We start from the raw sequence: 23,770 nt of genomic DNA, 5'->3' as shown, positions 1-23,770 counted from the left end.
GCACGGATCGGAGCCACCACTATAATCGCCGTTTTCGAACGGCGGCACGCGACATGCGGATACTGGTCACCGGCAGTGCGGGACACTTGGGCGAAGGGCTGGTACGCACGCTGCGCGCGCAAGGCCGCGAAGTCACGGGCGTCGATATCTCGCCTTCATCGCACACCGATCTGGTCGGCTCCATCGCCGACCGCGCCTTCGTCGACCGCTGCATGCGCGGCACCGACGCCGTGCTGCACTCGGCCACGTTGCATAAACCGCACGTGGCCACGCACACGCGGCAGGACTTCGTGGACACCAACATCACCGGCACGCTCAATCTGCTGGAAGCGGCCAAGCGCAACGGCGTCGGCGCTTTCGTGTTCACCAGCACCACCAGCCTCTACGGCTACGCGCTGGTGCCGCCGCCGGGCGCGCCTGCGGCCTGGATCACCGAAGAGGTGGTGCCGGTGCCGAAGAACATCTACGGCGTGACCAAGGTCGCGGCCGAGAATCTGTGCCAGCTGTTCCATCGCAATGAAAAGCTGCCGTGCGTGGTGCTGCGCGCCGCGCGCTTCTTTCCCGAGGCCGACGACCGCAGGCAGGTGCGCGAGAGTTTCGCCGACGCCAACATCAAGGCCAACGAATTCCTGTACCGCCGCGCGGATCTGCAGGACGTGGTGGATGCGCACCTGCTGGCGCTGGAGCGTGCGGGCGATATCGGCTTCGGCCGCTTCATCGTCAGCGCCACCACGCCGTTCACCCGCGAGGACCTGCAACAGCTGCACGACGATGCGCCGGCCGTGGTGGCGCGGCACTTTCCCGGCTATGAAGCGGACTACGCGCGGCTGGGCTGGCGCATGTTCGCGGGCATCGAACGCGTCTACGTCAACGCCGCCGCACGGCAAGCGTTGGGATGGGAGCCGGTCTATGGTTTCGCCCACGTCCTGGAACGTCTGCGCGCCGGCGAAGATCCACGCAGCCCGCTGGCCGTCGAAGTCGGCGCGAAGGGCTACCACGCGCAAACCTTCGAAGACGGACCCTATCCGGTGAATTAAGCACTCGTCCTTGTACTTGTAGGAGCGACGCAAGTCGCGAAGCCATCGGCAAACGAACTGCCTTCTATTCCGCAATCCGGCAGGCTACCGAGCTTCGCGACTTGCGTCGCTCCTACAGAGCGCCAACGGCTCTCCCTTCCGGGGAAAGGAGAGCCGCCGTTGCATCAGAACCTTGCGCTGAACTCCACGCCCACCGTGCGCGGCTCGTTGAGGAAGCCGGTGAGATTGTTGAAGTCGATGCCGCCGACGATGCGGGTCTGGTCGGTGATGTTGCGGCCGAACACCGCTACGCCGTAATCGCCCTGGTTCCAGTTGTAGCCGACGCGCAGGCCGCCTTCGAGCGAGGACTTGCCGGTGAACTCGATCGAATCGTAGAGGAAGAAGTTCACCTCGCTGCGGTAGGCCCAGTCGGTGAATACGTAGAACTCGCCGCCTTCGCCCACCGGCATGGCCCAGCGCGCGGTCACGTTGTGCACCCACTTGGGCGCCTGCGGCAGCGAGTTGCCGTCGATCAGGTACAGGCCCGAACCCGGCGCGGTTTCCGGATCGGTCACGGTGCAGCCGCCGCCGCAACCGGGCACGGCCAGAGTGGGGTCGTCGATCTCGGTGTCGTTGTAGCTGCTGCCCAGCGTCACCAGCAGGTTGTCGGTCAGATACGCTTCCAGGTCCAGCTCGAAGCCCTGGCCGATGGTCTTGTCCGCGTTGAGCAGCGTGGCGGTGTTGGAACCGCCGCCGACGGCGATGATCTGCTGGTCGCTGACGTCGTAGCGGAACACGTTGAAGCCCAAGCGCGCGCGCTTGTCCCACAGGTCGGCCTTGATGCCGGCCTCATAGGAAATCACTTCTTCCGAATCGGCGGTGGATACACCGCCATTGGGCGCCAGCGCGCTGGCGAACAGCAACCGGCCCTGGATCGACGGTGCGCGGAAGCCTTTGGCCACGCGTGCGTACAGATTGACGTCTTCATTGAGCGCGTAGACGCCGCTCAGATCCCAGCTGACGTCGTCGACGTCGGTGTTGACGAAGTACGGGCCGCCGACCGGTGCGCCGAACGGCGCGCCTTCCAGCACCGAAGCGCTGAAGTCCTTCTGGTCCTTGGTGTAGCGCAGGCCGCCGCGCAGAGTGAAGGCGTCGGTGACTTCGAAGTCGCCGCTGGCGAATACCGCCCAGGCCTTGTTGCGCTGTTCCTGGATCGCATGGCCGGCCTGCGGATTGCCGGCGGTCAGCGAGTCGTAGTTGAAGCTGTCGATGGTGATGTCTTCGTCGTACCAGAACACGCCGGCCTGCCAGTCGAAGCGGCCCCACTCGTTGGATTCGACGCGGAATTCCTGGGTGATCTGGCGGTGATCGGGCAAGCCGTCGGCCGATTCGGAAGCGAACGGGATGAAACCCGGGCCGGAATTGCCCGGGCCCAGGAACGCCGCGCCGAAGCCGCCGTCGATATCCCCGCGGTTGAGCGATTCGGCGGTTTCGTAACCGGTGATGGAGTACAGGTTCACGCTGCCCAGCTCCCAGCGCAGGCGCGCACTGCCGCCCCAGGTGTCGAGTTCGGAGAAGTTGATGCCGTCGGTGGACACTTCGTCGCGGTCGAAACCGTCGACCAGATTGTTGGTGCCCGGCTCGATGATGTTGGCGCGGAACAAACGCGCGGTGCCGTTGAGGTGGCGCTTGTGCAGGTTGAACAGACCTTCGAAGGTGTCGCCCTCGTACAGGAACTGCACGCGCGCGGCCGATTCGTCGTAGCCTTCGGCGCCGCGGTCGGGACCGGGGATGTAGGTGTTGGTCACCGAATCTTCGCGGCGCTGGAACAGCACCGAAGCGCGCGCCGACCAGCGATCGGTCAGGCCGCCGCCGACGGCGCCTTCCACGTTCCACATGTCATCGGTGCCGTAGGACACCTTGCCGTAGCCGCCGAATTCCTGGGTCGGCTTGGCCGATTCGAACTTGACCACGCCGGCCGGCGTGTTGCGGCCGAACAGCGTGCCTTGCGGACCGCGCAGCACTTCGATGCGCTCCAGGTCGAACACCGGGAAGCCTTTCAGCAGCGGGCTTTCCTGCACGACGTCGTCGTAGATCAACGACACGGGCTGGGAAGCGTTGAGGTCGAAGTCGGTATTACCCAGGCCGCGGATGTAGAAGCGCGGGAAAGCGCGGCCGTAGGAGGATTCGATGTTGAGGCTGGGTACGCGCGCGGACAGGAAGCGCACGTCGTTGCCGCCGGAGGCCAGCACGTCGAGCTTTTCGCTGCTTACGGTACTGATGGAAACGGGCACGTCCTGGATGTTTTCGACGCGGCGCTGCGCGGTGACTTGCACCGCATCCAGCGTGGTGGCTTCGCTTTGCGTCGACGCGGCGGGCGCGGCTTCCTGGGCGAGGACTGTGCCGAACGGCAACAGGGCGGCAATGGCGAGGGCGAGTCGGTGCGGACGCACGGACGAGGAGCGGCTGACGGGCATGTTGGCTTCCGGAGGGTGGTGGAAGGAGGCTAAGGCGGGGTTTGGCACCTAGCACGCGCATGTTGCAGGACAGCAACAATCGGGGCAATGGCCGGAAGTCCCGTTCAGCCAATCGGATCACGAACGGGACTTCCCGGATTTTGCGATCCTGCCCTCTTCCCTACCCGTGGAGAATGGCGTGAAGCGATCCGGATTGGTGGTTCTGTTGGCCTGTGGCGGGCTGTTGTCGTCGGCTTGCTCGCCTGTCGCTGCCCCACCGGGACCGGCCGCAGCGCCCGCCCCGGCGGTTTCCGCAGCCCCCGCAGCTCCGCCCGTGTCTCCCGTGCCCGCCCTGCAAACGGCCCCGGTAGAGCCGGAATTGGCCAAGCAGATCAACAGCGAAATCGACGCCAAGGGGGCCAAGGCGGTCATCGCCGCGCTGGATCGGGACGAGCTGCGTTTCGGCAAGGTCGGCGAGGCCATCGCCACCGCCGATCCGGTCTGGCTGACCATCGCCCTGCGTCTGCGCGCCGGTTCCGATGCCGGCACCGGCGAGACCTTGAGCTACGCATTGGCCCAGGCACTGCCGAACGCGCCCGAGCGCGTGCTGGCGCTGGTAGACCATGGCTATACCGTCGGCAATCTGTGCACTTCGCCTTTCATCGAACCGGCGCCGGGTGTGGCCGAAGCCTATGAAGCAAAAGCGGTCGCCGCATTGCAGTCGGTGACCGACCCGGCCCTGCAAACCACGGTCGCCGAGTGCATCAAAAGCATCAGCCTGCCGTAGCAAGTCTTTCCCAATGCAGCGCCACGACCTCCCCCTTTGCAGCGCTTTTCAACAGCCGAATGGCTGGTCAAAAGGGGGATTGAGGGGGATTTGCTCTTGCTCTTGCTGTTGTCTTTGTTCGCTAAAGGCCAAGCATAAAATCAAAAGCAAATCCCCCGTAGCCCCCTTTTCCAAAGGGGGCGAAGCAACGGCAAAAGCACAAGCTACGCAGTACGTTATTGCAAATGCCCCAGCGGCAACGCCCGCGTCTGCTTGACCGTGCGCAGGACGAAACTGGAGTTCACGTCAGCCACGCCGGTGGCGTTGATCAGTTTGTCCAGCAGGAAGCGGGAGAAATGCTCCAGGTCCTGCACCACTACCTGCAGCAGGTAATCCATGTCGCCGGTGAGCGCGTGGCAGGCCACCACTTCGTCCCAGTCGTTCACGCCGTCGATGAACCGGTCCAGCCCCAGCTGCCCGTGCTTTTCCAATTGCACGCGCACGAAGGCCTGCAGGCCCAGGCCTACCCGCTTGGGATCGACCAGGGCCGCGTAACCGCGGATCACGCCCGTGGATTCCAGCCGCTGGATCCTCCTCAGGCAGGCGGACGGGGACAGGTTCACCTGCGCGGCGATGTCGGCATTGGTGGCGCGCCCGTTCTGCTGCAGCAGCGCGAGCAGGCGCAGGTCGGTGCGGTCCAAGGAGACGGATTCGGCCATTTCATGCTCGATATAAGATATTTGCGCACGAATATTGCGCCAAATCCATCGGCTCACGCAACTTTGCAACCCTGTTGCGCGCTTGCGGCGCTAACATCAAGTGCCACTTCCATCTTCCCGGAGACCCGCCCATGAACGAGCCACGCCGCGTCGAGCACCAGCAGACCGACAAAGGCTACGTGCCGGTCTATACGACCGCCGTGGTGGAACAGCCGTGGGAGGACTACCGGGCCGAGGACCACGCCACCTGGGGCGCTCTGTACCAGCGCCAGCGCGAGCTGCTGGTGGGCCGGGCCTGCGAGGAATTCCTGCACGCCCAGGACGACATGGGCATGACCCCGCACGCGATCCCGCGCTTCGACCAATTGAACGAAGTGCTGGGCGCGGCCACCGGCTGGACCCTGATCGGCGTGGAAGGCCTGCTGCCGGAACTGGATTTCTTCGACCACCTGGCCAACCGTCGCTTCCCGGTGACCTGGTGGATACGCCGTCCGGACCAGATCGACTACATCGCCGAACCGGATCTCTTCCACGACCTGTTCGGCCATGTGCCGTTGCTGATGAATCCGCTGTTCGCCGACTACATGCAGGCCTACGGCCGCGGCGGCGTGAAGGCGCACGGCATCGGCCCGGAGGCGCTGGTCAACCTGACGCGCCTGTACTGGTACACGGTGGAGTTCGGCCTGATCGACACGCCGCAGGGCCTGCGCATCTACGGCAGCGGCATCGTCTCGTCGAAGGGCGAGTCGCTGTATTCGCTGGAATCGGACGCGCCCAACCGCATCGGTTTCGATCTGCAGCGGGTGATGCGCACGCGCTACCGCATCGACACCTTCCAGAAGACCTACTTCGTCATCGACAGCTTCGAGCAGCTGATCGCCGCCACGGAGCCGGACTTCACACCGATCTATGCGCGGCTGGCCCGGAGCGAAGCGTTTCCGGCCGGCAAGGTGCTGGATACCGACAGGGTTTACACGCGCGGCACCGGCGAAGGCTGGGCCATGGACGCGGACGTATAGCCGTTTTGTAGAGCCGAGCTTGCTCGGCTGCTCTTCGCGGGCAGGTGAACGATCAAAAGAAGCCGAGCAAGCTCGGCTCTACAAAGGGATCGCCAGGATTGATCGCCACGAAAATAAGGAGCCGTCATCCCGGCGAAAGCCGGGACCCAACTTTCCGTCGGTGTGGGACTTGAATCCCGGCTTTCGCCGGGATGACGACCCTTGAGGATGAGATGCGCGATCATGGCGCATGACTTACGGATACTCCGCACTCGCCCTGCTCGGCTTTCTTTCGTTCAGTACGGGCGCATACGCACAATCCCCCGGCGACGACCCCGTCACTCTCGACCGCATCCGCGTGCAAGCCACGCGCCTGATCGGCGTCGGCGATTTCGACACGCCGGCTTCGGTCCATACCGTATCCCTTGGCGACGACGGCAACGGCGATGCGGTCGATGTTTCCGATGCGCTGGGCAGCGTCCCCGGACTGTTGGCACGCGACCGGCAGAATTATGCGCAGGATACCCAGCTTTCGATCCGCGGGTTCGGCGCGCGCTCGACCTTCGGCGTGCGCGGCGTGCGCCTGTTTTCCGACGGCATTCCCGCATCGATGCCGGATGGTCAAGGGCAACTTTCGCATTTCAACGTACTGGGCGGCGAACGCATCGAGATCATGCGCGGCCCTTTTTCCGCGCTGTACGGAAACTCTTCCGGCGGCGTGGTGCAGTTGTGGAGCGCCGAAGGAAAGGAAGGCGACCCGTGGCGGGTCCGCGCCACGGCCGGCGGCGATGATGCGTACACGCTGGGCGCACAATTGCGGGGCGCCCACGGCGATCTGGGCTACAACCTCGCCGCTTCGCGCTTCGACACCCAGGGCTATCGCGATCACAGCGCGGCGCGGCGCGATTCGCTCAATGCGCGCTTCGATTTCCGCATCGATCCCTCGCGCAAGCTGACCCTGGTGTTGAACCATGTCGATCTGCCCGACGCCGACGACCCGCTGGGGCTGACCCGCGCGCAGTACCAGGCCGATCCGCGCCAGGCCGCTGCGGTCGCCACGCAGTTCGACACGCGCAAGTCGGTGCGCCAGAGCCAGGGCGGACTGACTTACGAACAGCAAGTCGGCAATGCGCAGACCTGGCGTGTGATGGCTTATGCGGGGCGACGCGTAGTGGAGCAGTTCCTGGCCTTGCCGGTCGCGGCGCAAGCCAATCCGCTCAACGCCGGCGGCGTGATCGACCTGGCCAGCGACTATGGCGGCGCCGATCTGCGCTGGAGCTGGCAGGGTGAGTTGGCCTCGAAACCGTTCGAGCTCACCGCCGGCGCCGATTTCGACCAGCAGGATCAGCAACGGCGCGGCTACGAGAACTTCATCGGAACCACGCTGGGCGTCAGGGGCGCGCTGCGGCGCAACGAAAGCAACCGGGTGCGCAACGTGGACCGGTTCGCGCAGGCATGGTGGCGGTTCGCGCCGCGCTGGTCGCTGCTGGCCGGCGCGCGCCATAGCGAAGTGGAGTTCACCGCCCGCGACCGCTATGTCGCCGCCGGCAATCCCGACGACAGCGGAGAAGTGCGCTTTCGCGAGACGACGCCGGTCGCCGGGCTGATGTTCGAACCGGGTGAAGATCTGCGCTTTTATGTTTCCGCCGGCCGGGGTTTCGAAACGCCGACCTTCAACGAGTTGGGCTACCGCGCCGATGGCGGCGCAGGTCTGGCTTTCGATCTGCAGCCGGCGATCAGCCGCAATGTGGAGTTGGGAATGAAATGGCGCGGCGAAGGAGACACGCGCCTGGAAGCCGCGCTGTTCCGCGCCGACACCGACGACGAGCTGGCGGTGGTGCGCAACGTCGGCGGTCGCAGCAGTTTCCGCAACGTGGCGCGCGCGCGGCGGCAGGGGTTGGAGACTTCGTTCGAGACGGCGCTCTCGGACCAATGGCGCCTGCAGCTGGCCTATACCTGGCTGGACGCGACTTTCCGCAGCGCCTATCTGGTTTGCACCGGCGCCGGTTGCACCGTTCCTTCGACGCCGGTGGCGGCGGGGTCGCGCATTCCAGGCGTCGCGCGCCAGCAATTGTTCGGCCGTCTGCAATGGCGCGGAAGCGTGTGGAGCGCGGCCGCCGAAGGCGAAGGTGTTGGCGACGTCGTGGTCAACGATGTGGCCAGCGAATCTGCGCCCGGCTACTTCCTGCTGCATCTGGAAGCGGCGCGCGAATGGAAGCTCCCCTCCGGCAGCCTGCGCGCCTTCGCGCGGATCGACAACGCGCTAGACCATGGTTACATCGGTTCGGTGATCGTCAACGAAGGCAATGGCCGCTTCTACGAACCCGGACCCGGCCGCACGTTCCTGGTCGGCGCGCAGTGGCAGTGGTCGCGCTGACTGCTTTACCCCCTTCGCACGCGCCGACTGCTTTACCCCCTTTGCAAAAGGGGGTCGTCCGGCGAAGCCGGGCGGGGGGATTTGCTCTTGATCTTGATTTATACCGATCAGAAGCAAAAGCAAATCCCCCTCAATCCCCCTTTTCCAAAGGGGGAGGCGCTTTTTTTTGATGGCGTTGCTGGGCTCAGGCTTCATTCCTTCCGACAGCCTGCAGATAGGCACTCAAATCGCGGCCGGTGATCTCGAAGAACACTCCCCCTGTCGTCTCGACACCGACAATTCTGTCCGGCCTGAAATTGCGGAAATCCTCGCGCAGCCGGCACCACGCGCCCAGCGTCCAGCTGCCGCCCCAGAAGGTCAGGCATAGCGGTTCCACTTCGCGGGCGGTTTCGCTGCCGGACGGGTCGCGGTATTGCAGACGCAACACCTGGCGCGCTTCCACCGCCGCATGCAGGCGATCGATCATGCCGCTGGCCTCGATGCGGTTGTCCAGCTCAGGCGCGTAGATGCGGGTGCGGCGCGAGCGCTCGCGCAGTTCCGGCGGCAGTACCGCTTCTATCTTCAGCAATGCCGCGCTTGCGCTCACCCCCAGGCGTTCGCCGCCGAAAGCGCGCACGAAACGCGTGCCCACCACCAGCGCTTCCAGTTCGTCGGCGTTGAACATCAGCGGCGGGATGTCCGAACCCTTGCGCAGCACGTAGCCGATGCCGGCCTCGCCTTCGATCGGCACCCCTGACAGCTGCAGATCGGCGACGTCGCGGTAGATGGTGCGCAGGGAGACATGCAGGGTTCCGGCCAGTTGCTGCGCGGTCATCGCCGAACGGCGACCGCGCAGGGCGTGGATGATCAGGAACAGGCGGTCGGCGCGGCGCATGCGGCCATCATGGCGTGCCGCGGCGCCCGGATCAAAGGCTCATCCGGCGATCCGCGTCATCCACATGTGCCAGTTGGTTTCCCAGCTTGCGCCTTCGTCGGTGGAAAACGCCTGCTGCCAGTGCGCCGAATCGGCGGTGACGTCCGACCAGAGGAAGCGCGCCAGCACCGGTATGTCTTCGTGGATATCGCGTCCGTAAAAGGTGCCGATGCCCGCTTCGAATCGGCCCATCACCGGGGGTTCCAGCACGCCGCTGCGATTGCTGGCCCAGTAGATGCGCCATTGCCTGGCCTGCAGGTCGAACAGCCGCAAGGTCATGCCGCGGAATCCGCCGTTCCATCCGGTGGCGAAGTCGTCCAGGTTACCGATGCCGTCGAGCAGCGGCCGGCAGCTTTGTGTGGCCTCGAAGGTTTCCCATTCGTCGCTGCCGGCCAGACGTTGTTTCAGGCGTTCGTTACGTACCTTCCAGTGGCCGTAGTAGAAATCGAAGTCGTGGCGTCCGTCGTTCTCCGAAGGCGACACGATCGGGGAGGGCGATGTCATGGCTGCGTCTCCTGCGTACCGCGCAACAGGGATCCGGCAGTGGGCGACAGATGCAGGCGTTCGGCCGGCGCGGATTGCAAAGGCTGGAGAACGGCCGCGATTTCTTCGAGCGCGACGCACTGCGCATCGTAGGCGGCCTGGTCGGCGAAACCCGCTACCCACACCAGCACTTCCTCGCCCAGCCGCACCGGCAAGGCGAGGAATGTGTTTTCGCTATGCTCGCTGACCAGCACCGCCTGCAGTTGCGCGCCGGAAGACTGCAAGGCCGAACGCAGACGCCACTCCATGTCCCCCACCGTGGACGCACTCACAGGCCGCTGCAGATAGTGCAGGTACGCCACCACCAGGCCCGCCGGACGCCGGTCGCGCGCCAGTCCCTGCAAAGCGAATCCGGAGGTCGCCGTAGCCGGCCGCAGCAGCAGCACGTTGTCCGAATCGATCATGGTGCCGTTGGCCGTGGTGCGGTTGCCCTGCCACACCGGCCCGCCGTAGAAGGTTTCCAGCGCCCGCTTGCGTTGCGGCATGCCGGCGAAGCCGCGCAACCAGACGAAGCGGTCCGGCGCGTCCAGATCGCGGAACTGGCCGACGATGGTCATGCCGGCGTCTTCCTGGCCGGCGACGAACTTGTCGTCGAACAAACCGATCAGGACCTCGCGCTGTCCGGGCTTGAGCGTGTATTGGCGCAGCTCGAGCACTTCGCAGCAGGTGGTGGTCGTTTGCATGGCTCGGGCTCCTGTTTCATCGGTATCGTTCGCGTGCGCGGCGGCGACAGAACTCAGGCAAGCGCCCAGCAACAATGCCAGCTGCAATCCTGTCGTCTTCATGCCGACGCTCCATGCGATGGCGCGATCCGCAATGCCTCGACCGTCGTCGGCTCCAGTTCGAGCACGATGGAAGTGAAGTTCTCGATCAACGCCAGGATCGCTGCGCGCGGGCCGTCCTTCCATTCATGGCTGCCGTAGAAGGTATCCTGGCTCTGCTGGCGGTCGGCGAGGCTGGCGTAGGCGCGGATCAGATAATAGGAATCGTCGTCGTGCGGCGACGGTCCGTGCGCCACCACATCGACTTCCCAGCGTCGCAGCATCGGAATGGCCTGTTGCGAGGCGATGCGGTCGAACTCCTCGCGCGTGCCTGGCTTGAGCGCATAGGAACGTATTTCTACGAATCTGCTCATGTGGACTTCCTGCATGTCGTGGATCAGGCCTGCCGGATCATGCGCATGGTCCAGTTGGTTTCCCAGGACTTGCCGTGATCTGTAGAGAAGGCCTGTTCCCAGTGCACTTCGTCCGTGCCGGGTTGCGTCCACAACGCGCGGACCCGCACCGGGCGGCCTTCGAATCGATCCTCGCCGAAGAACGTGCCAACGCCACCGGAGAATGCGCCGATCACCGGCGGTCCAAGCACGCCGCCGCGTTTGGTGGCCCAGTAATCGCTCCATCGCCGCGCTTCCGGGTCGTACAAGCGCAGGCTGAGTCCATGGATGCCTTCGCCGAAGTCGGCGAGGACTTCATCGATATTGCCGATGCCGCCGAGCAGGGACTGGCAATGCAGGCGGCCCTCGAATTCGACCCACTCGTCGGAATCAGCGAGCCAGGTTTTCAGGCGCCGGTTGTGCAGATGCCAGCGACCGTGGAAGAAATCGAAATCGTGGCGGCCGTCGCCGGCCGGTCCGGGCGACGAGCTTGCCATCGCCGCGCTACTTGCGGAGGCGACGCCATGCGTCTGGGCAAGGGCATCGGCCAGCAGTGTGGCGGCGGTGCCGCCGAGACAGGCGGCGGCGATCAATCGGCGTTGCGGATCCATGGGATGTCGTCATGACTGAGGTATGACAAGTCTGTGTGCCCGCTGCTGACAACGTGTTGTCAGCAGTCCGGGGCACCGACGGACCCCTTCGACCGTTAGCGCGAAGCGAAATGGCCGTGGAAACCCAATGGCACGGTGTAAGGCAGCCATGCCTGCGCCAGCGGTCCGTCTTCCACGCGCTGCGCATCCAGCACCGCGATGCCGCTGCGGCCGCGCGCGCTGTCCAGCAGCGTGCCCACCAGCCAGCCGTCGCCGGCACGCGCGCTGCCGGGGCGTGGCACGAACACATGCTCCTCCGCCAGCACCGACTCGCCGTAGTTGTGCACGCGCCGGCGGCCGCGTTCGACATCGTAGGAAGCGACCGCGTTGAAATAAGGCGCGGTGTGGGCGCCTTCGTTGGTCGGCGCGTACAGACGCGCCGCGCGGTCGCCGCGCGTGCGCGGATCGAACAGCGGGAACTCGATTCCTCCCACCCCCGTGTCCTGCCAACGTGCCTTGCCGTCGCGCAGGCCCAGGTGCAGCTCGCGCAGCTTGCCCTTGCCGCCCTCCACTTCCGCATGTCCTTTCATCGCGGCCTGCATCGGCGAGCGCGCCTCTTCGATATCGATATGCTGCACGGCGCGCATCACGATCTCGCCGTTGCGCTCGTAGGCATCGCCGAAATGATAGATGGCGGCGAACTCGGCCTCGAACCACCGCGCCTGCGTCGGCGCATCCTTCGGCACCACCGCCACGCGCAGCGACTGCTCGGGCTGGAAGCGCAGGCGTTCGAAGAACGCGCCTTCGCCTTCCAGATAGCGGAACGGAATCAGGGCGAACACCAGATGTTTGTCGGTCATGGCGAAGCTGTGCAGATAGCCGCGTATCGGCGTATCCAGCATGTCGGCCGAAACCAGCTTGCCATCCGCGCCCACGTGCCAGATCACCAGGCCCGAACCGCCCATCAGGCTGACCGCGCCGAAATTCCAGGCCGAGCCATCGCGGTCTATCAACGGATGCGCGGAGAACGGAATGCTGGCCAAGTCCGGACGCCAGGTCACCGGCCCCAGCGTGGTCAGCTGGTCGGGATCCAGCTCGAAGGCCGAACCCGCTTCGCACAACGCGAACAAGCGGCCGTTGAGCGTCATCACCGAAGTGTTGGCGGCATTGGCGTCGTCGTTGTTGCGTACCGGCTGCGAATCGGGGATGCGCGTGCCGGCAGCCGGATACAGGAAGCGTCCGGCTTTCTGTTCGCGGGTGAACTTGGGCGTGGCGACCATGCGTCCGCGATGGGTCAGCTGGCCGCGGTCGAAACGCCAGCCGTGCACCATGCCGTCGCCATCGAACCAGTGTTCGTAGCGGAAGCCGGCACGTTCGGTCCAGGCCGGTCCGTTGCGGTAGAGCGTACCTGCGAAACCTTCGGGCAGTCGCCCTTCGATCTGCACGGTGGTCGGGCCCAGCGACTCGGCGGTCGCGCTTTTCCAGCCCGCCATCCACGGATGCTCGCGCAGACCGCGCGCGAACTCGGCGGCATCGCCGGCCGACGCGTCCTGGCCGTGCAACAGCGTCGGAGCCAGCGCTATGACCGTGGCGCCGGAAAGCAGGTTGCGCAGAAAACGACGGCGGCTGTTGCCGAGTGTGCTCATGGCGATGCTCCTGATGTGCGCTTGGCGTGGATGCGCTTCAGCGCAGGTCGACGTCGATGGCCGCGCCGGTAGCGGTGACCTGGAAGCGGGCTTCGTCCCAGGTCGGCTTGCGCATCACCTGCGGGTTGTTGCTGAAACCGTAGCCTTCCAGCGGCATGCCCACGAGGTTGGTGTCCATCTTGCCGTTGCCGTTTTCGTCGTGGGTGATCATCACCGCGTAGCTGCCCGGCTTGAGATCCTTGAAAGTAAAGCTGGCCTCCTCGCCCTGCGCGGGAGCGCCGTCGGCCTGCACCGGGGCGGCCTTGCCGTCCCATGCTTCCTGCGAATCGACCACGGCCACCTTGACCAGGCCGGTCTGTGCACGGATGCCATGTAGTTTTACGGTGAGGTCCCCGGCGAATGCGCTGGCGCTCGACAGCGCGGCGATCAATGCGAACGGGGCGATACGGAAGGCGGCGGCGCGATTCATGGCGAAGTCCTGTGCTGTGGTGGATGACGGGGCCAGTGTGCGCAGCGGACCAGCACCGATCAGCTGCCGGCAGTCACCACTGCGCAGTGCCGGAAGTCACTTTCTGCGCCGGATGCATTGCCAACGCCGTGGCCACCCCGCAGCATGCCGGCATGCGCGCACTGCTACGCCACCTGCTGCGACCCCTTAACCTCGCCCTGCTGCTGACCTGGCTGGCGGTCGGCCTTTCCCTGCGCGATGCGGAACCGCAAAGCCTGGTCTTGTGCTGGAGCCTGATGGCGGCCTTCCTGATGCTCAGCCTGCTCTGCGACCTGCCGCAGCTCAGGCCTTGGCAGGTGAACGCGCTGCTGGTGCTCATCGCCGCCTGCTCGCTGACGCTGGTCTGGCTGGCCCCGCGCACGGGCACCACGCCGGTGTTGCTGGTGGTGCTGGCGGCGCAGCTGAGCCTGGTGTGGTCGCTGCGCGCGACGCTGCTGGCGATGCTGGTGGTCGACGTGCTGTTCTATCTGCTGCTGCGCGACGCCGGCTTTTCCTCGCCGTCCCTGATGGTGCTGATCTATGCCGGCTTCCAGGCGTTCGCTTTGCTGGTGGGCCATTACGCGAGCAATGCCGAGCGCACGCGCGACCGGCTTGCGCTGGTCAACGCCGACCTGCTGGCCACCCGCGCGTTGCTGGCCGACAGCGCGCGCGATGCCGAGCGCCTGCGCATGGCGCGCGAACTGCACGATGTGGCCGGACACAAGCTGACCGCGATACACCTCAACCTGCGTGCGCTGGCGTCGGATCCGGCGTTCTCCCAGCGCCAGGAGATCCACCTTGCGCAACAGCTGTCCAGCGAACTGCTGACCGACATCCGCAACGTGGTGCAGGCCTTGCGCGACAGCCGCGGCCTGGACCTGGAAACCGCATTGCGCGCGCTGGCCGCGCCGTTGCCCAAACTGCGCATGGACCTGCGTATCGACGGCGACGTGCAGGTGACCGATCCCGCCCAGGCCGAGACCCTTTTGCGCCTGGTGCAGGAATCGCTGACCAATGCGGCGCGCCATGCGGGCGCAAGCCGCGTGTCCGTGGAAATCTCGCGCCAAGGCGATGGAGTGATGCTGCGGATCGAGGATGATGGCGTAGTGAAAGGCGCCCTCCGGGAAGGCAACGGCATGGCCGGGATGCGCGAACGCGTGGAAGCATCGCGGGGCGATTTCCGGGCAAGCGTCGCGCCGCACGGCGGATTGCGCATCGAAGCGAGACTTCCCGTATGAGCACGCCCGCATGAGTACGAAGACGATCCGCGTGGCATTGGCCGACGACCAGGCGCTGGTCCGCGCCGGCCTGCGCGCGCTGCTGCTGCAACAGAATATCGAGGTGACACTGGAAGCCGAGGACGGCGACGACCTGCTGCAGAAGCTGGAGCAGCAGTCCGTGGACGTGGTGCTCAGCGATATCCGCATGCCGGGCACCGACGGCATCCAGGCGCTGCTGCGGTTGCGCGAACGCGGCGACGCCACGCCCATGCTGCTGCTGACCACCTTCGACGACAGCGACCTGCTGCTGCGCGCGGCCGATGCGGGGGCGCAGGGTTTCCTGCTGAAGGACGCCGCGCCGGAAGACCTGCGCGAGGCCATCGTCCGGGTGGCCGCCGGCGAGACCTTGCTGCAGCCGGTGAGCACCGACCCGGTGCGCGCACGTTTCCGCTTCCGCGACGAATCCGAGCCTACCGAAACCTTCGGCACCCGCGAAGTGGCGATCCTGCGGCTGCTGGCCGGAGGTTATTCCAACAAGGAGATCGCGCGCAGCCTGTTCCTGGCCGAAGGCACGGTGAAGAACTACGTCTCCACCATCCTGGACAAACTCGGCACCCGCGACCGCACCCGCGCGGTGCTGAAGGCGATCACCCTGAGAATCATCTGACGCAGCGTCGTGGGAGCGGCGTCCCGCCGCGAGCTGTTGCTTGTGTTCGGTTTTCTGGCCAGAGCTCGCGGCGGGGACGCCGCTCCCACGACACTGCTCGCGCCTCGCTGCTACGGGGTCTCGGCGTCGAGACCGATCTCAGCCAGCGAGGACGATTCCGCGATAAAGTTGCGCAGGTCTGCTCAGAGTATCTGCCTGCATGGATTTCATTGAAGTCATCGACGACGCCCTGGACCGCGCCACCTGCGAGGCCATCGTCGCGCGGATGCGCGGCAGCGACCGTCTGCAACCCGGTCGCGTAGGCGGCGGCGTATATCCGGAACTCAAGCACAGTCGCGATCTTCGCATCAGCGGCAATGCGGACTGGGCCAACGTGGATGCGCGCCTGCAGCAGGCCGTCTTCGCCGGACTGCTGGGCTATCTGCGCAAGTATCCGCAGGTGCTGATCTCGCCGCTGATGCTGCAGCAGCCCGACGCCAACGGTGGGACGCGGCGCCTGCAGGCCGAGGATTTCGCCACGATGGACGACAAGGCGGTGGCCGAACTGGCGCGCACCTGCCTGCGTCCAGGCGCGATCAACCTGCAATGGTATTCGGCGGGCGAAGGCGGATACCCGTATTGGCATTGCGAGCTGTACCCGCGCGACGCCAGCGTCGAAACCCTGCACCGGCACCTGCTATGGACGTTGTATCTCAACGACGGCTTCGACGAAGGCGAAACCGAATTCCTGTTCCAGCAACGCAAGGTCGAACCGCGCACCGGCAGCCTGCTGATCGCACCCACCGCCTTCACCCATACCCACCGCGGCAACCGCCCGCAGAATGGCGACAAGTTCATCGCCACCAGTTGGATCCTGTTCCAGCCGGCGGAGAAGCTTTACGCAGCAAGCTGATCTTCTGTTGCCGTCATCCCAGCGAAAGCTGGGATGACGGCAAGAGCCGAGCAAGCTCGGCTCTAAATGGAACACCCGCGCTCGTCTGGCGGCGAGTTATTCCTGCGGCGGTACGTCCAGGTAGCTGCCGGCCGCAGCGACCGTCGACCACAGCTCGTCTTCGCGCTGGAAGGAACGGTCGAACAGCTGTTCGGCGGTGGCGCGGTCGCCAAGCAGCATGTAGTAGGCGCCCAGCTCGGCTATGCCCTGGACGTCCTTCGGTTTCTCCTGCAATGCGCGTTCGAACAGCGGCTTGGCCCGCTCCCATTCGCCGGCCTGCCGGTAGATCCGCGCGATGCGGAACAGATCGGTGCCTTCCGGATCGTTGGCAAGCACATCGTCGAAGATCGCCTGGCCCTCGGCCTTGAATCCCCCCAGGTAGTAGATGCGGCCGATCGCGATGCGCTCCCAGCTGCCCTTCCCGGCCTGCACTTTGGCCACTTCCAGCAGAGCGCGGGCGGCCTCCTGCTTGTCCTTGCCGTGGTACTGCGACGGCGCGATTTCCTGCGCGGCAACCGCGGCCGGAGCGATCAGAACGAACAGCGCCGCGGCAACCGGCATGGAACTGAATTTCATTGGTATCCCCTTGATGAGAGGCCAGGCAACCACGTGCCGGCCCTGATTGACCCGTTTCGGATTCTTCCTGCTTCCCCAGGCAATGACGTCGCTTCGAGATTTACAACTCAATAACGCGCCATTGTCAAAGCTTAACGTGTTTCGGGTCGCCGGCGATTTTCCATCGCGTAGTCGTCAGAACAACTCGCCTTGCGGCGACGGTGCGCGCGGCGCGATGAAGCGGGTGCAATCGAGCCCGCGCGGTTGCCGCGCCGGAAACCCGCAGCGCTTCAGCGCCAGCGCGAAGCGGCGTTCCAGCAGATCGGCATATACGCCTTCGCCGCGCATGCGTTTGCCGAAGGCCGAGTCGTAGTCCTTGCCGCCGCGCAATTGCTGGATGGTGCTCATGACGTGGGCGGCGCGGTCGGGTACGTGCGTCTGCAGCCAGTCGCGGAACAACGGCGCCACTTCGTGCGGCAACCGCAGCAGCACGTAGCCCGCCGATCCAGCCCCGGCTTCGCGTACTGCCTCGAGCACCGCTTCCAGCTCGCTGTCGTTCACCCACGGGATTACCGGCGCCACCATGACGCCGACCGGCACGCCGGCTTCGCGCATCGCGCGGATGGCGCGCAAGCGCGAGTGCGGCGCCGACGCGCGCGGTTCGAGCGCCGCGGAAAGGCGGTTGTCCAGCGAGGTGACCGAGAAATGCACGCTGACCAGGTTTTCGCGCGCCAACGGCGCCAGCAAATCGATGTCTCGCGTGACCAATGCGTTCTTGGTGATCAGCGAGAACGGATGCTTCGTTTCGGCGAAGACTTCGATGATGCTGCGGGTCAACTGCAGCTTGCGTTCTATCGGCTGATAGGCGTCGGTGTTGATGCCCAGCGCGATCGGGCTGACCTGGTAGCCGGGCTTGGCCAGTTCGCGGCGCAGCAGCTCCGGCGCGTTGGTCTTGGCGAAGATCCTGGTTTCGAAATCCAGGCCTGGCGACAGACCCAGGTAGGCATGCGAAGGACGCGCGAAACAATACGAACAACCATGCTCGCAGCCGCGATAAGGATTGACCGACTGCGAGAAGAAGATGTCCGGCGATTTGTTGCGGGTGATGATGGTGCGCGCGGTTTCCACGCGCACCTGGGTGCGCGGCAGGACCGAGGCGAATTCCTCTTCCTGCTGCGCATGCCAACCGTCGTCGACGCTCTGGCTGACCGTCACTTCGAAGCGGCCCGGCAAGTAGCCGGTTGAGCCGCGGCCTTTGATCAACTCGCCCATGCGCCAATCCTAGCGCCGCGCTGTCTCAAGGCAGGCGACACGTAGGTCGGGGCTACGCCCCCGACATGCGCGGAGTCCGGGTTCCCGTGCGTCGGGGGCGTAGCCCCGACCTACGTTTGGTTGAATCCGCGACAGGCCCTAGTATCCGTACATGCTAGAAACCTTCCAGAATCTGTGGCACGCGCTTTGGGCCATCCCACACCTCAAGTTGTACCTGACCCTGGCCTGGCTGCTGTACATCGTATTGCTATGCGGCTGGATAGTGCTGCAGAAGCGCGAGCCGGTGGCGACTCTTACCTGGGTGCTGTCGCTGGCGCTGCTGCCCTATCTGGGCTACCTGATCTATTTCCTGCTCGGCCCGCAGAAGATCCATCGCCAGCGTCTGCGCCGATACCATTCGCGCAAGGGCATGGAATCGCACGAAGCTTCCTGCCCGGTCGAGGGCAACTGTTCGGAACTGGCTTTGATGGGCCAAGCCACGACCGGCCTGCCGCCTTCCAGCGCGACCTCCGTGCTGCTGCTGGTGGATGGCGGCGCCACCTACGACGCGCTGATAGACGCCATTGCCGCAGCGCGCAACCACGTCCATCTGGAGTACTACATCTACATGCCCGATGCGATCGGCACGCGCGTGCGCGATGCGCTGGTCGAACGCGCCCGTGCAGGCGTCAAGGTGCGCCTGCTGCTGGATGCGGTAGGTTCGTCGAAGATCGGCCGGCGCTTCCTGCAGCCATTGCTGGAGGCCGGCGGGGAATTCGCCTGGTTCCACCCTACCCGCTTCCGCCCGTTCACCCGCAGCTGGGTCAATTTGCGTACCCACCGCAAGATCGTGGTGGTGGACGGCAAGGTGGCTTTCACCGGCGGCATCAACATCACCGACGAAGAAGACGAACGCCTGGGCGACACCGCCTACCGCGACCTGCATCTGCGCCTGGAGGGCGAGGTGGTGCGCAGCGTGCAACTGGTGTTCGTGGAAGACTGGGCATACGCCACCGGGCAGAAGCGCAAGGATTTCGAAGGCACCGCCTTGTGGCAGGCGACCGAGCCCGGGATCCAGGGCAGCATCGCGGCGCAGACCCTGGTCTCCGGGCCGGACTCCTCATGGGAGGCGATCCACCGCGCCCATGTCGTCGCCATCCATGAAGCGCGCAGCCGGGTCTGGCTGGTGACCCCGTATTTCGTGCCCGGCGAAGCCGCGCGCATGGCGCTGACTTCGGCCGCGCTGGGCGGCCTGGACGTGCGGCTGGTAGTGCCCAAGCTGAGCGATTCGCGTCTGGTGACCTTTGCTGCGCGCTCCTATTTCGACGAACTGCTGGCGGCCGGGGTGAGGGTCTACGAGTTCGGACCGCGCCTGCTCCACACCAAGGCCCTGCTCTGCGACGACGACCTGGCCATCATCGGCAGCGCCAACTTCGACCATCGCAGTTTCCGCCTCAATTTCGAGATCTCCCTGCTGTTCCGCGACCGCACGATCGCTGCGACCCTGGCCCAGCTCGTAGAGGGGGAAATCGCTGCTTCCGAGCCCGTGCACGACCTGCGCAACCGCTCGCTCTGGCGCAACCGCCTGCCCGAGGCGCTGGCCCGGCTGATGTCGCCTTTGCTGTGACTGTTGCTGTGAACGGGTTGGCGTTTCGCCACGGCGGAAATAGTAAACTTCGTCCACTGTCTGGAGGGGACGTACCGCATGCACTGGCTATTCCTGCTGCTGGCCCTGGGGGCGATGGGGATCGCGTTGAAGACCTCGTCGGTGGTGTTGATGCTGGTCTGTCTGCTGGCTTCGCTGGGTTTGTTCGTCGCCTGGATCATGGGCTGGTACGCGGTGCGCGTGGGCAGCACCAGTCGCGACGAAAGCCACATGATCGATCCGGCGGAGCTGCGCCGCCTGCGCGAGATCGCCGAAGCGCGCAAGGCCGGACTGCAGCCGCCCGAGCCGCCGGTCAATTCTTGAACCTGGATCTCCCTATGCGGGTAGGCGCGCGATGACTGCGCTGAGCGTCAACGTCAACAAGATCGCGGTGCTGCGCAATTCGCGCGGCGGCGGCGAACCCGACGTGGTCCGCGCCGCACGCACCTGCCTGCAATCGGGCGCCCACGGCATCACCGTGCATCCGCGCCCGGACCAGCGCCACATCCGCACCGACGATGTGCTGGCCCTGGCCGCGCTGACCCTGGAGCACGAGGTCGAATTCAATCTGGAAGGCAATCCTTTCGCTCCGCCGCGCGAGGGTTACCCCGGTTTCCTGGCGCTATGCGAACGGGTGCGCCCGGCCCAGGCCACCCTGGTGCCCGATGGCGATGGGCAGCTCACTTCCGACCATGGCTTCGATTTTTCCCGCGACGCCGAACGCCTTCGTCCGCTGATCGCGGAACTGAAATCGCTGGGCTGCCGGGTCAGTCTGTTCGTCGACGCCGGCGGCGCCGGGCTGGACCTGGCCAGGGAAATCGGTGCCGACCGCATCGAAATCTATACCGGTCCCTTCGCCCACGCACAGGCTGCGGGCGATGCGGGCGCCGCCCTCGCCGCCTGCATCGATACGGCGCGGCAGGCGCAGGCGCTGGGCCTGGGCGTGAACGCGGGCCACGACCTCAGCCAGGCCAATCTGCCCGAATTCCTGGAGGCCATGCCGCAGGTGCTGGAAGTTTCCATCGGCCACGCGCTGATCAGCGAGGCGCTGTACGTGGGCCTGCAGCGCACCGTGCACAACTATCTGCAGATCCTTTCCGACTCGCAGTGACGGCGGCAGCGTGCCGCCGCTCGTTACGACTTAGACTCAGTGCTGCACGCTCAAATTGGCGATACCTTGCCTGCGCGCCTCGGCCAGCGCGTTAACGACCTGCTGGTAATCGGCTGCGGACGAGCCATGCACGCGCAGCACAGCGCGCGGGTCCGAGATCGCGGCCTCGCCCAGGCGAGCGCCCAGTTCGGACTGTGACAACAAGCGTCCATCCAGCCGATAGGAGCCGTCGTCGCCAATGTCCAGCTGCAATTGCAGTGGCTTGATCGTTTCCGGATCGTCCGACGTTATCTGGGGCAGGCTGGCATCGACCGTTTTGGTCAGTAGCGGCGCCGACACCATGAAGATCACCAGCAGCACCAGCATCACGTCCACCAGCGGCGTGATGTTCATTTCGGCAACGACGGAATTCCTTTCGGTAGCGGAGAAAGCCATGGCGTACTCCTGAGCGTCGGTGGATGGACCCACGCTACTCCCGCCCTTCCCGCTCCGCAAGCCAGGCCTGTTTCCATCAAATCCGGAACCCGTAAACGACCACGCCGCCCGTAGGCGGCGTGGAAGCTTTCTTTCTGGCGCCGTCCGCAGGCATCACTCCTGCTGGACGAAACCGATCTTCTGCATCTGCGCGTTCTTGGCCGCGGCCAGCACCTTGGCCATGACGTCGTACTGCGCGTCGGGGTTGGCGTCGATCTGCAGCAGCGGCTGGTTGGTCGGATCGCGCTGCACTTCGTTTTCCATCATGGCCTGTACCGCGGAGACCTGGACCGGATTGTTGTTCCAGGTCACCTGGCCGGAGGCGTCGATCTTCAACTCGATCGGCGGCGGCGGCTCGCGCAGCTGCGGCGGCGGGTTGATCACGCGCTGCGGCAGGTCCACGTCGATCGGATAGGTCATGACCGGCGCGGTCACGATGAAGATGATCAGCAACACCAGCATCACGTCCACCAGGGGCGTGACGTTGATGTCGGCCATCGGCTGGCCCTTGCCGGAACCGGTTGCGAATGCCATGGCTTAGTGTCCCCTGTCTTTGGTGGCGACGAAGCCGATATCCAGCATGCCCTGTTCCTGCGCGATCTTGGTGACCTCGTTGATGGTACGCATCTTGGTGGTGCGGTCGCCACGCAGGTTCAACGGCGGCTGCGGGGTCAGCTGGGCCGCGCTGGACAGCCGCGACTCCAGGATCTCCTTGGTGATGCGCTCGTCGTTCCAGTACAGGGTGCCGTCTTCCTTGACCGCCAGATTGATCGGCGCAATGCGCTTGGTGGCATCTTCCGGCTTCTGGTTCAGATTGGCTTCGGGAAGCTTGATCTGGACCTTATGCGACATCAGCGGCGCGGTGATGATGAAGATGATCAGCAGCACCAGCATCACGTCCACGAGGGGCGTGACGTTGATGTCGGCCATGGGGCCGCCGCTATCGTTACCACTACTGAAGGCCATTCTCGGGCTCCGTTATTGATCTGTTCGAATTCGACGCAGGCTTAGCGGACGCGCGAGCCGGTGGCGAAGAAGTCGTGCAGGTCGTGCGCGAAGGTGTCGAACTTGGCGTTGGTGGCGCTGTTGGTGCGGTTGAAGAAGTTGTACGCCAACACCGCCGGGATCGCGACGAACAGGCCGAGCGCGGTCATGATCAGCGCCTCGCCCACCGGGCCGGCCACTGCGTCGATGGAAGCCTGGCCGGTGGCGCCGATGCGGATCAGGGCGCCGTAGATGCCCCACACCGTACCCAGCAGGCCCACGAACGGCGCGGTGGCGCCGACGGTGGCCAGCACGGTCATGCCGGCCTGCAGCTTGGAGCTTTCGCGGGTGACGGCCTGGCGCAGGGCGCGGTCGACGAACTCGGAACGGTTCAGCGATTCGGCCAGCTTGGAGCCTTCGCTGCGCTGGTGGTGGGCAGCGGCCTGGGCGGCGTCCAGCGCGATCTTGGAGAACGGCTCATTGCGCGGCTGTTCTTCCATCAGGCGGATGGCGTCCTGGGCGTTGGCCGTGTCCCAGAAAGTTCCGGTGACGCGCTCGGCCTGGCCCTTCAGGCGCATGCTCTTGATGAAGTTGATGATGGTCCAGTACCAGGCCAGGGCGGACATGATCAACAGTGTGATCAACACAACCCAGGAAACAACGTACGAGCCGGGGGTGCCGGTCATTTCGCTAATAAGGTGCTCAAAGCCCATGTTGTTCAGGGCTTGGGCGGCATTGTTGCCTCCAGCAGCGGCGGTGGTTTCCTGCAGCATGACGCTTACCTTTTATTTGTGATGATGAGAATGATGCGGGTTTGAGGGTTGTAGCGGTGTGTATTCGATTTGCGGCTAGTGCGGGTTGAAGCTTGTCCGCGCTTTACATCTTGAAGTCAACCGGCACGCGTACGCGGCCAGCGACGCTCTGGCTTCCCTGTTTGCCGGGGTTGAAGCGCCATTTGCGCGCAGCATCCATGGCGGCACGGTCCAGATCGCGGTTACGGCTGGATTTCTCGACGGACACGTTGGTGACGTTGCCGCTGGCGTCGACGTCGATGATCAGGATCACCGTACCCTGAATGCCTGCGCGGGCGGCGGCGGGCGGGTACTTGGGCGGATTCATGTTCTTGGACGAGATGTCCACGCTGGCGCCGATGCTCTGCACCGGAGCCGGCGGCGCGGGCGGAGCCGGCGGCACGAAGGTATCGGTCGGACGCGGCTCGGCCACGTCGATCGGCGGCGCTTCGGGCGGCGGCGGCAGCGGGGTGGTGG

The 23,770-nt window shown here is 65.2% G+C and carries 26 protein-coding genes; 10 read left to right on the top strand and 16 right to left on the bottom strand.

Annotated features, from left to right (window positions below; translation table 11 throughout):
* Window positions 1-53 precede the first annotated feature (53 nt).
* Window positions 54-1,037, top strand: coding sequence for an NAD-dependent epimerase/dehydratase family protein (locus CSC73_RS07100; RefSeq protein ID WP_163839746.1), 984 nt, complete (start codon window positions 54-56; stop codon window positions 1,035-1,037).
* Between the two features lie 164 nt (window positions 1,038-1,201).
* Here the strand turns inward: CSC73_RS07100 and CSC73_RS07095 are convergent, their stop codons facing one another.
* Complete coding sequence (locus CSC73_RS07095; RefSeq protein WP_163839745.1) at window positions 1,202-3,493, bottom strand: TonB-dependent receptor; 2,292 nt, start codon at window positions 3,491-3,493, stop codon at window positions 1,202-1,204.
* A gap of 322 nt (window positions 3,494-3,815) precedes the next feature.
* Here CSC73_RS07095 and CSC73_RS07090 point away from each other — a divergent pair, with 322 nt between their 5' ends.
* Complete coding sequence (locus CSC73_RS07090; RefSeq protein ID WP_163839744.1) at window positions 3,816-4,259, top strand: hypothetical protein; 444 nt, start codon at window positions 3,816-3,818, stop codon at window positions 4,257-4,259.
* A gap of 215 nt (window positions 4,260-4,474) precedes the next feature.
* Here CSC73_RS07090 and CSC73_RS07085 read toward each other — a convergent pair whose 3' ends face one another.
* Complete coding sequence (locus tag CSC73_RS07085) at window positions 4,475-4,957, bottom strand: Lrp/AsnC family transcriptional regulator (RefSeq protein ID WP_163839743.1); 483 nt, start codon at window positions 4,955-4,957, stop codon at window positions 4,475-4,477.
* A 131-nt stretch (window positions 4,958-5,088) separates the two neighbouring features.
* On the opposite strand from CSC73_RS07085, the gene phhA reads away from it, so the two are divergent.
* Both phhA and CSC73_RS07075 read left to right on the top strand, forming a co-directional pair.
* Window positions 5,089-5,976, top strand: a complete 888-nt coding sequence (gene phhA, locus CSC73_RS07080) for a phenylalanine 4-monooxygenase (RefSeq protein WP_163839742.1) — start codon at window positions 5,089-5,091, stop codon at window positions 5,974-5,976.
* Between the two features lie 229 nt (window positions 5,977-6,205).
* Window positions 6,206-8,332: a TonB-dependent receptor family protein gene (locus CSC73_RS07075; RefSeq protein ID WP_163839741.1), complete on the top strand. Its 2,127-nt coding sequence runs from the start codon at window positions 6,206-6,208 to the stop codon at window positions 8,330-8,332.
* A 184-nt stretch (window positions 8,333-8,516) separates the two neighbouring features.
* On the opposite strand, the gene CSC73_RS07070 is transcribed toward CSC73_RS07075, so the two are convergent.
* The 7 genes from CSC73_RS07070 to CSC73_RS07040 all read right to left on the bottom strand — a co-directional run bounded on the left by CSC73_RS07070 (window position 8,517) and on the right by CSC73_RS07040 (window position 13,646).
* Window positions 8,517-9,206 (bottom strand): helix-turn-helix transcriptional regulator, encoded by a 690-nt coding sequence (locus tag CSC73_RS07070; RefSeq protein ID WP_163839740.1) that lies wholly within the window; start codon window positions 9,204-9,206, stop codon window positions 8,517-8,519.
* Window positions 9,207-9,245: 39 nt separating this feature from the next.
* On the bottom strand, window positions 9,246-9,749 hold the full coding sequence (locus CSC73_RS07065) for a hypothetical protein (RefSeq protein ID WP_163839739.1): 504 nt from the start codon (window positions 9,747-9,749) through the stop codon (window positions 9,246-9,248).
* Entirely contained in the window at window positions 9,746-10,471 is a 726-nt protein-coding gene (locus CSC73_RS07060) for an NIPSNAP family protein (protein ID WP_163839738.1), read from the bottom strand. Before CSC73_RS07060 ends, CSC73_RS07065 begins: the two co-directional genes overlap by 4 nt.
* Window positions 10,472-10,569: 98 nt before the next feature.
* Complete coding sequence (locus tag CSC73_RS07055) at window positions 10,570-10,923, bottom strand: NIPSNAP family protein (protein ID WP_246197411.1); 354 nt, start codon at window positions 10,921-10,923, stop codon at window positions 10,570-10,572.
* A gap of 23 nt (window positions 10,924-10,946) precedes the next feature.
* Window positions 10,947-11,552 carry a hypothetical protein gene (locus tag CSC73_RS07050; RefSeq protein ID WP_211840838.1) on the bottom strand — a complete coding sequence of 202 codons (606 nt, stop codon included), beginning with the start codon at window positions 11,550-11,552 and terminating at the stop codon, window positions 10,947-10,949.
* Window positions 11,553-11,647: 95 nt separating this feature from the next.
* Window positions 11,648-13,177, bottom strand: a complete 1,530-nt coding sequence (locus tag CSC73_RS07045; RefSeq protein WP_163839736.1) for a carotenoid oxygenase family protein — start codon at window positions 13,175-13,177, stop codon at window positions 11,648-11,650.
* Window positions 13,178-13,214: 37 nt separating this feature from the next.
* Complete coding sequence (locus tag CSC73_RS07040) at window positions 13,215-13,646, bottom strand: DUF2141 domain-containing protein (protein WP_163839735.1); 432 nt, start codon at window positions 13,644-13,646, stop codon at window positions 13,215-13,217.
* A gap of 23 nt (window positions 13,647-13,669) precedes the next feature.
* On the opposite strand from CSC73_RS07040, the gene CSC73_RS07035 reads away from it, so the two are divergent.
* From CSC73_RS07035 to CSC73_RS07025, 3 genes are all read left to right on the top strand, one after another.
* Window positions 13,670-14,902, top strand: coding sequence for a sensor histidine kinase (locus CSC73_RS07035; RefSeq protein ID WP_425502284.1), 1,233 nt, complete (start codon window positions 13,670-13,672; stop codon window positions 14,900-14,902).
* Window positions 14,903-14,912: 10 nt separating this feature from the next.
* Window positions 14,913-15,551 carry a response regulator transcription factor gene (locus CSC73_RS07030; RefSeq protein ID WP_163839733.1) on the top strand — a complete coding sequence of 213 codons (639 nt, stop codon included), beginning with the start codon at window positions 14,913-14,915 and terminating at the stop codon, window positions 15,549-15,551.
* 199 nt (window positions 15,552-15,750) lie between these two features.
* Complete coding sequence (locus CSC73_RS07025) at window positions 15,751-16,443, top strand: 2OG-Fe(II) oxygenase (RefSeq protein ID WP_163839732.1); 693 nt, start codon at window positions 15,751-15,753, stop codon at window positions 16,441-16,443.
* A 96-nt stretch (window positions 16,444-16,539) separates the two neighbouring features.
* Here the strand turns inward: CSC73_RS07025 and CSC73_RS07020 are convergent, their stop codons facing one another.
* Window positions 16,540-17,058, bottom strand: coding sequence for a tetratricopeptide repeat protein (locus tag CSC73_RS07020; protein WP_163839731.1), 519 nt, complete (start codon window positions 17,056-17,058; stop codon window positions 16,540-16,542).
* 174 nt (window positions 17,059-17,232) lie between these two features.
* Window positions 17,233-18,309, bottom strand: a complete 1,077-nt coding sequence (locus tag CSC73_RS07015) for a PA0069 family radical SAM protein (protein ID WP_163839730.1) — start codon at window positions 18,307-18,309, stop codon at window positions 17,233-17,235.
* A gap of 151 nt (window positions 18,310-18,460) precedes the next feature.
* Here CSC73_RS07015 and cls point away from each other — a divergent pair, with 151 nt between their 5' ends.
* The 3 genes from cls to CSC73_RS07000 all read left to right on the top strand — a co-directional run bounded on the left by cls (window position 18,461) and on the right by CSC73_RS07000 (window position 21,044).
* Window positions 18,461-19,915 carry a cardiolipin synthase gene (gene cls, locus CSC73_RS07010; protein WP_163839729.1) on the top strand — a complete coding sequence of 485 codons (1,455 nt, stop codon included), beginning with the start codon at window positions 18,461-18,463 and terminating at the stop codon, window positions 19,913-19,915.
* Between the two features lie 78 nt (window positions 19,916-19,993).
* Window positions 19,994-20,257 (top strand): hypothetical protein, encoded by a 264-nt coding sequence (locus tag CSC73_RS07005; RefSeq protein WP_163839728.1) that lies wholly within the window; start codon window positions 19,994-19,996, stop codon window positions 20,255-20,257.
* A 31-nt stretch (window positions 20,258-20,288) separates the two neighbouring features.
* Window positions 20,289-21,044, top strand: coding sequence for a pyridoxine 5'-phosphate synthase (locus tag CSC73_RS07000; RefSeq protein WP_163839727.1), 756 nt, complete (start codon window positions 20,289-20,291; stop codon window positions 21,042-21,044).
* Window positions 21,045-21,080: 36 nt separating this feature from the next.
* On the opposite strand, the gene CSC73_RS06995 is transcribed toward CSC73_RS07000, so the two are convergent.
* From CSC73_RS06995 to CSC73_RS06975, 5 genes are all read right to left on the bottom strand, one after another.
* Window positions 21,081-21,479 carry an ExbD/TolR family protein gene (locus CSC73_RS06995; RefSeq protein WP_163839726.1) on the bottom strand — a complete coding sequence of 133 codons (399 nt, stop codon included), beginning with the start codon at window positions 21,477-21,479 and terminating at the stop codon, window positions 21,081-21,083.
* A gap of 153 nt (window positions 21,480-21,632) precedes the next feature.
* Window positions 21,633-22,052, bottom strand: coding sequence for an ExbD/TolR family protein (locus tag CSC73_RS06990; protein ID WP_093289455.1), 420 nt, complete (start codon window positions 22,050-22,052; stop codon window positions 21,633-21,635).
* Between the two features lie 3 nt (window positions 22,053-22,055).
* Entirely contained in the window at window positions 22,056-22,484 is a 429-nt protein-coding gene (locus CSC73_RS06985; protein WP_163839725.1) for an ExbD/TolR family protein, read from the bottom strand.
* 41 nt (window positions 22,485-22,525) lie between these two features.
* Window positions 22,526-23,275: a MotA/TolQ/ExbB proton channel family protein gene (locus CSC73_RS06980; RefSeq protein WP_163839724.1), complete on the bottom strand. Its 750-nt coding sequence runs from the start codon at window positions 23,273-23,275 to the stop codon at window positions 22,526-22,528.
* 103 nt (window positions 23,276-23,378) lie between these two features.
* The coding region (locus CSC73_RS06975; RefSeq protein WP_163839723.1) for an energy transducer TonB at window positions 23,379-23,770 on the bottom strand (392 nt) is incomplete at its 5' end.

Origin of the sequence: Pseudoxanthomonas sacheonensis (assembly GCF_010093305.1) — a bacterium.
In the GTDB taxonomy this organism is placed as follows: Bacteria; Pseudomonadota; Gammaproteobacteria; order Xanthomonadales; family Xanthomonadaceae; genus Pseudoxanthomonas_A; species Pseudoxanthomonas_A sacheonensis.
The sequence above is the reverse complement of the archived record's forward strand: the minus strand, read 5'-3'. Positions and strand labels throughout refer to the sequence as shown.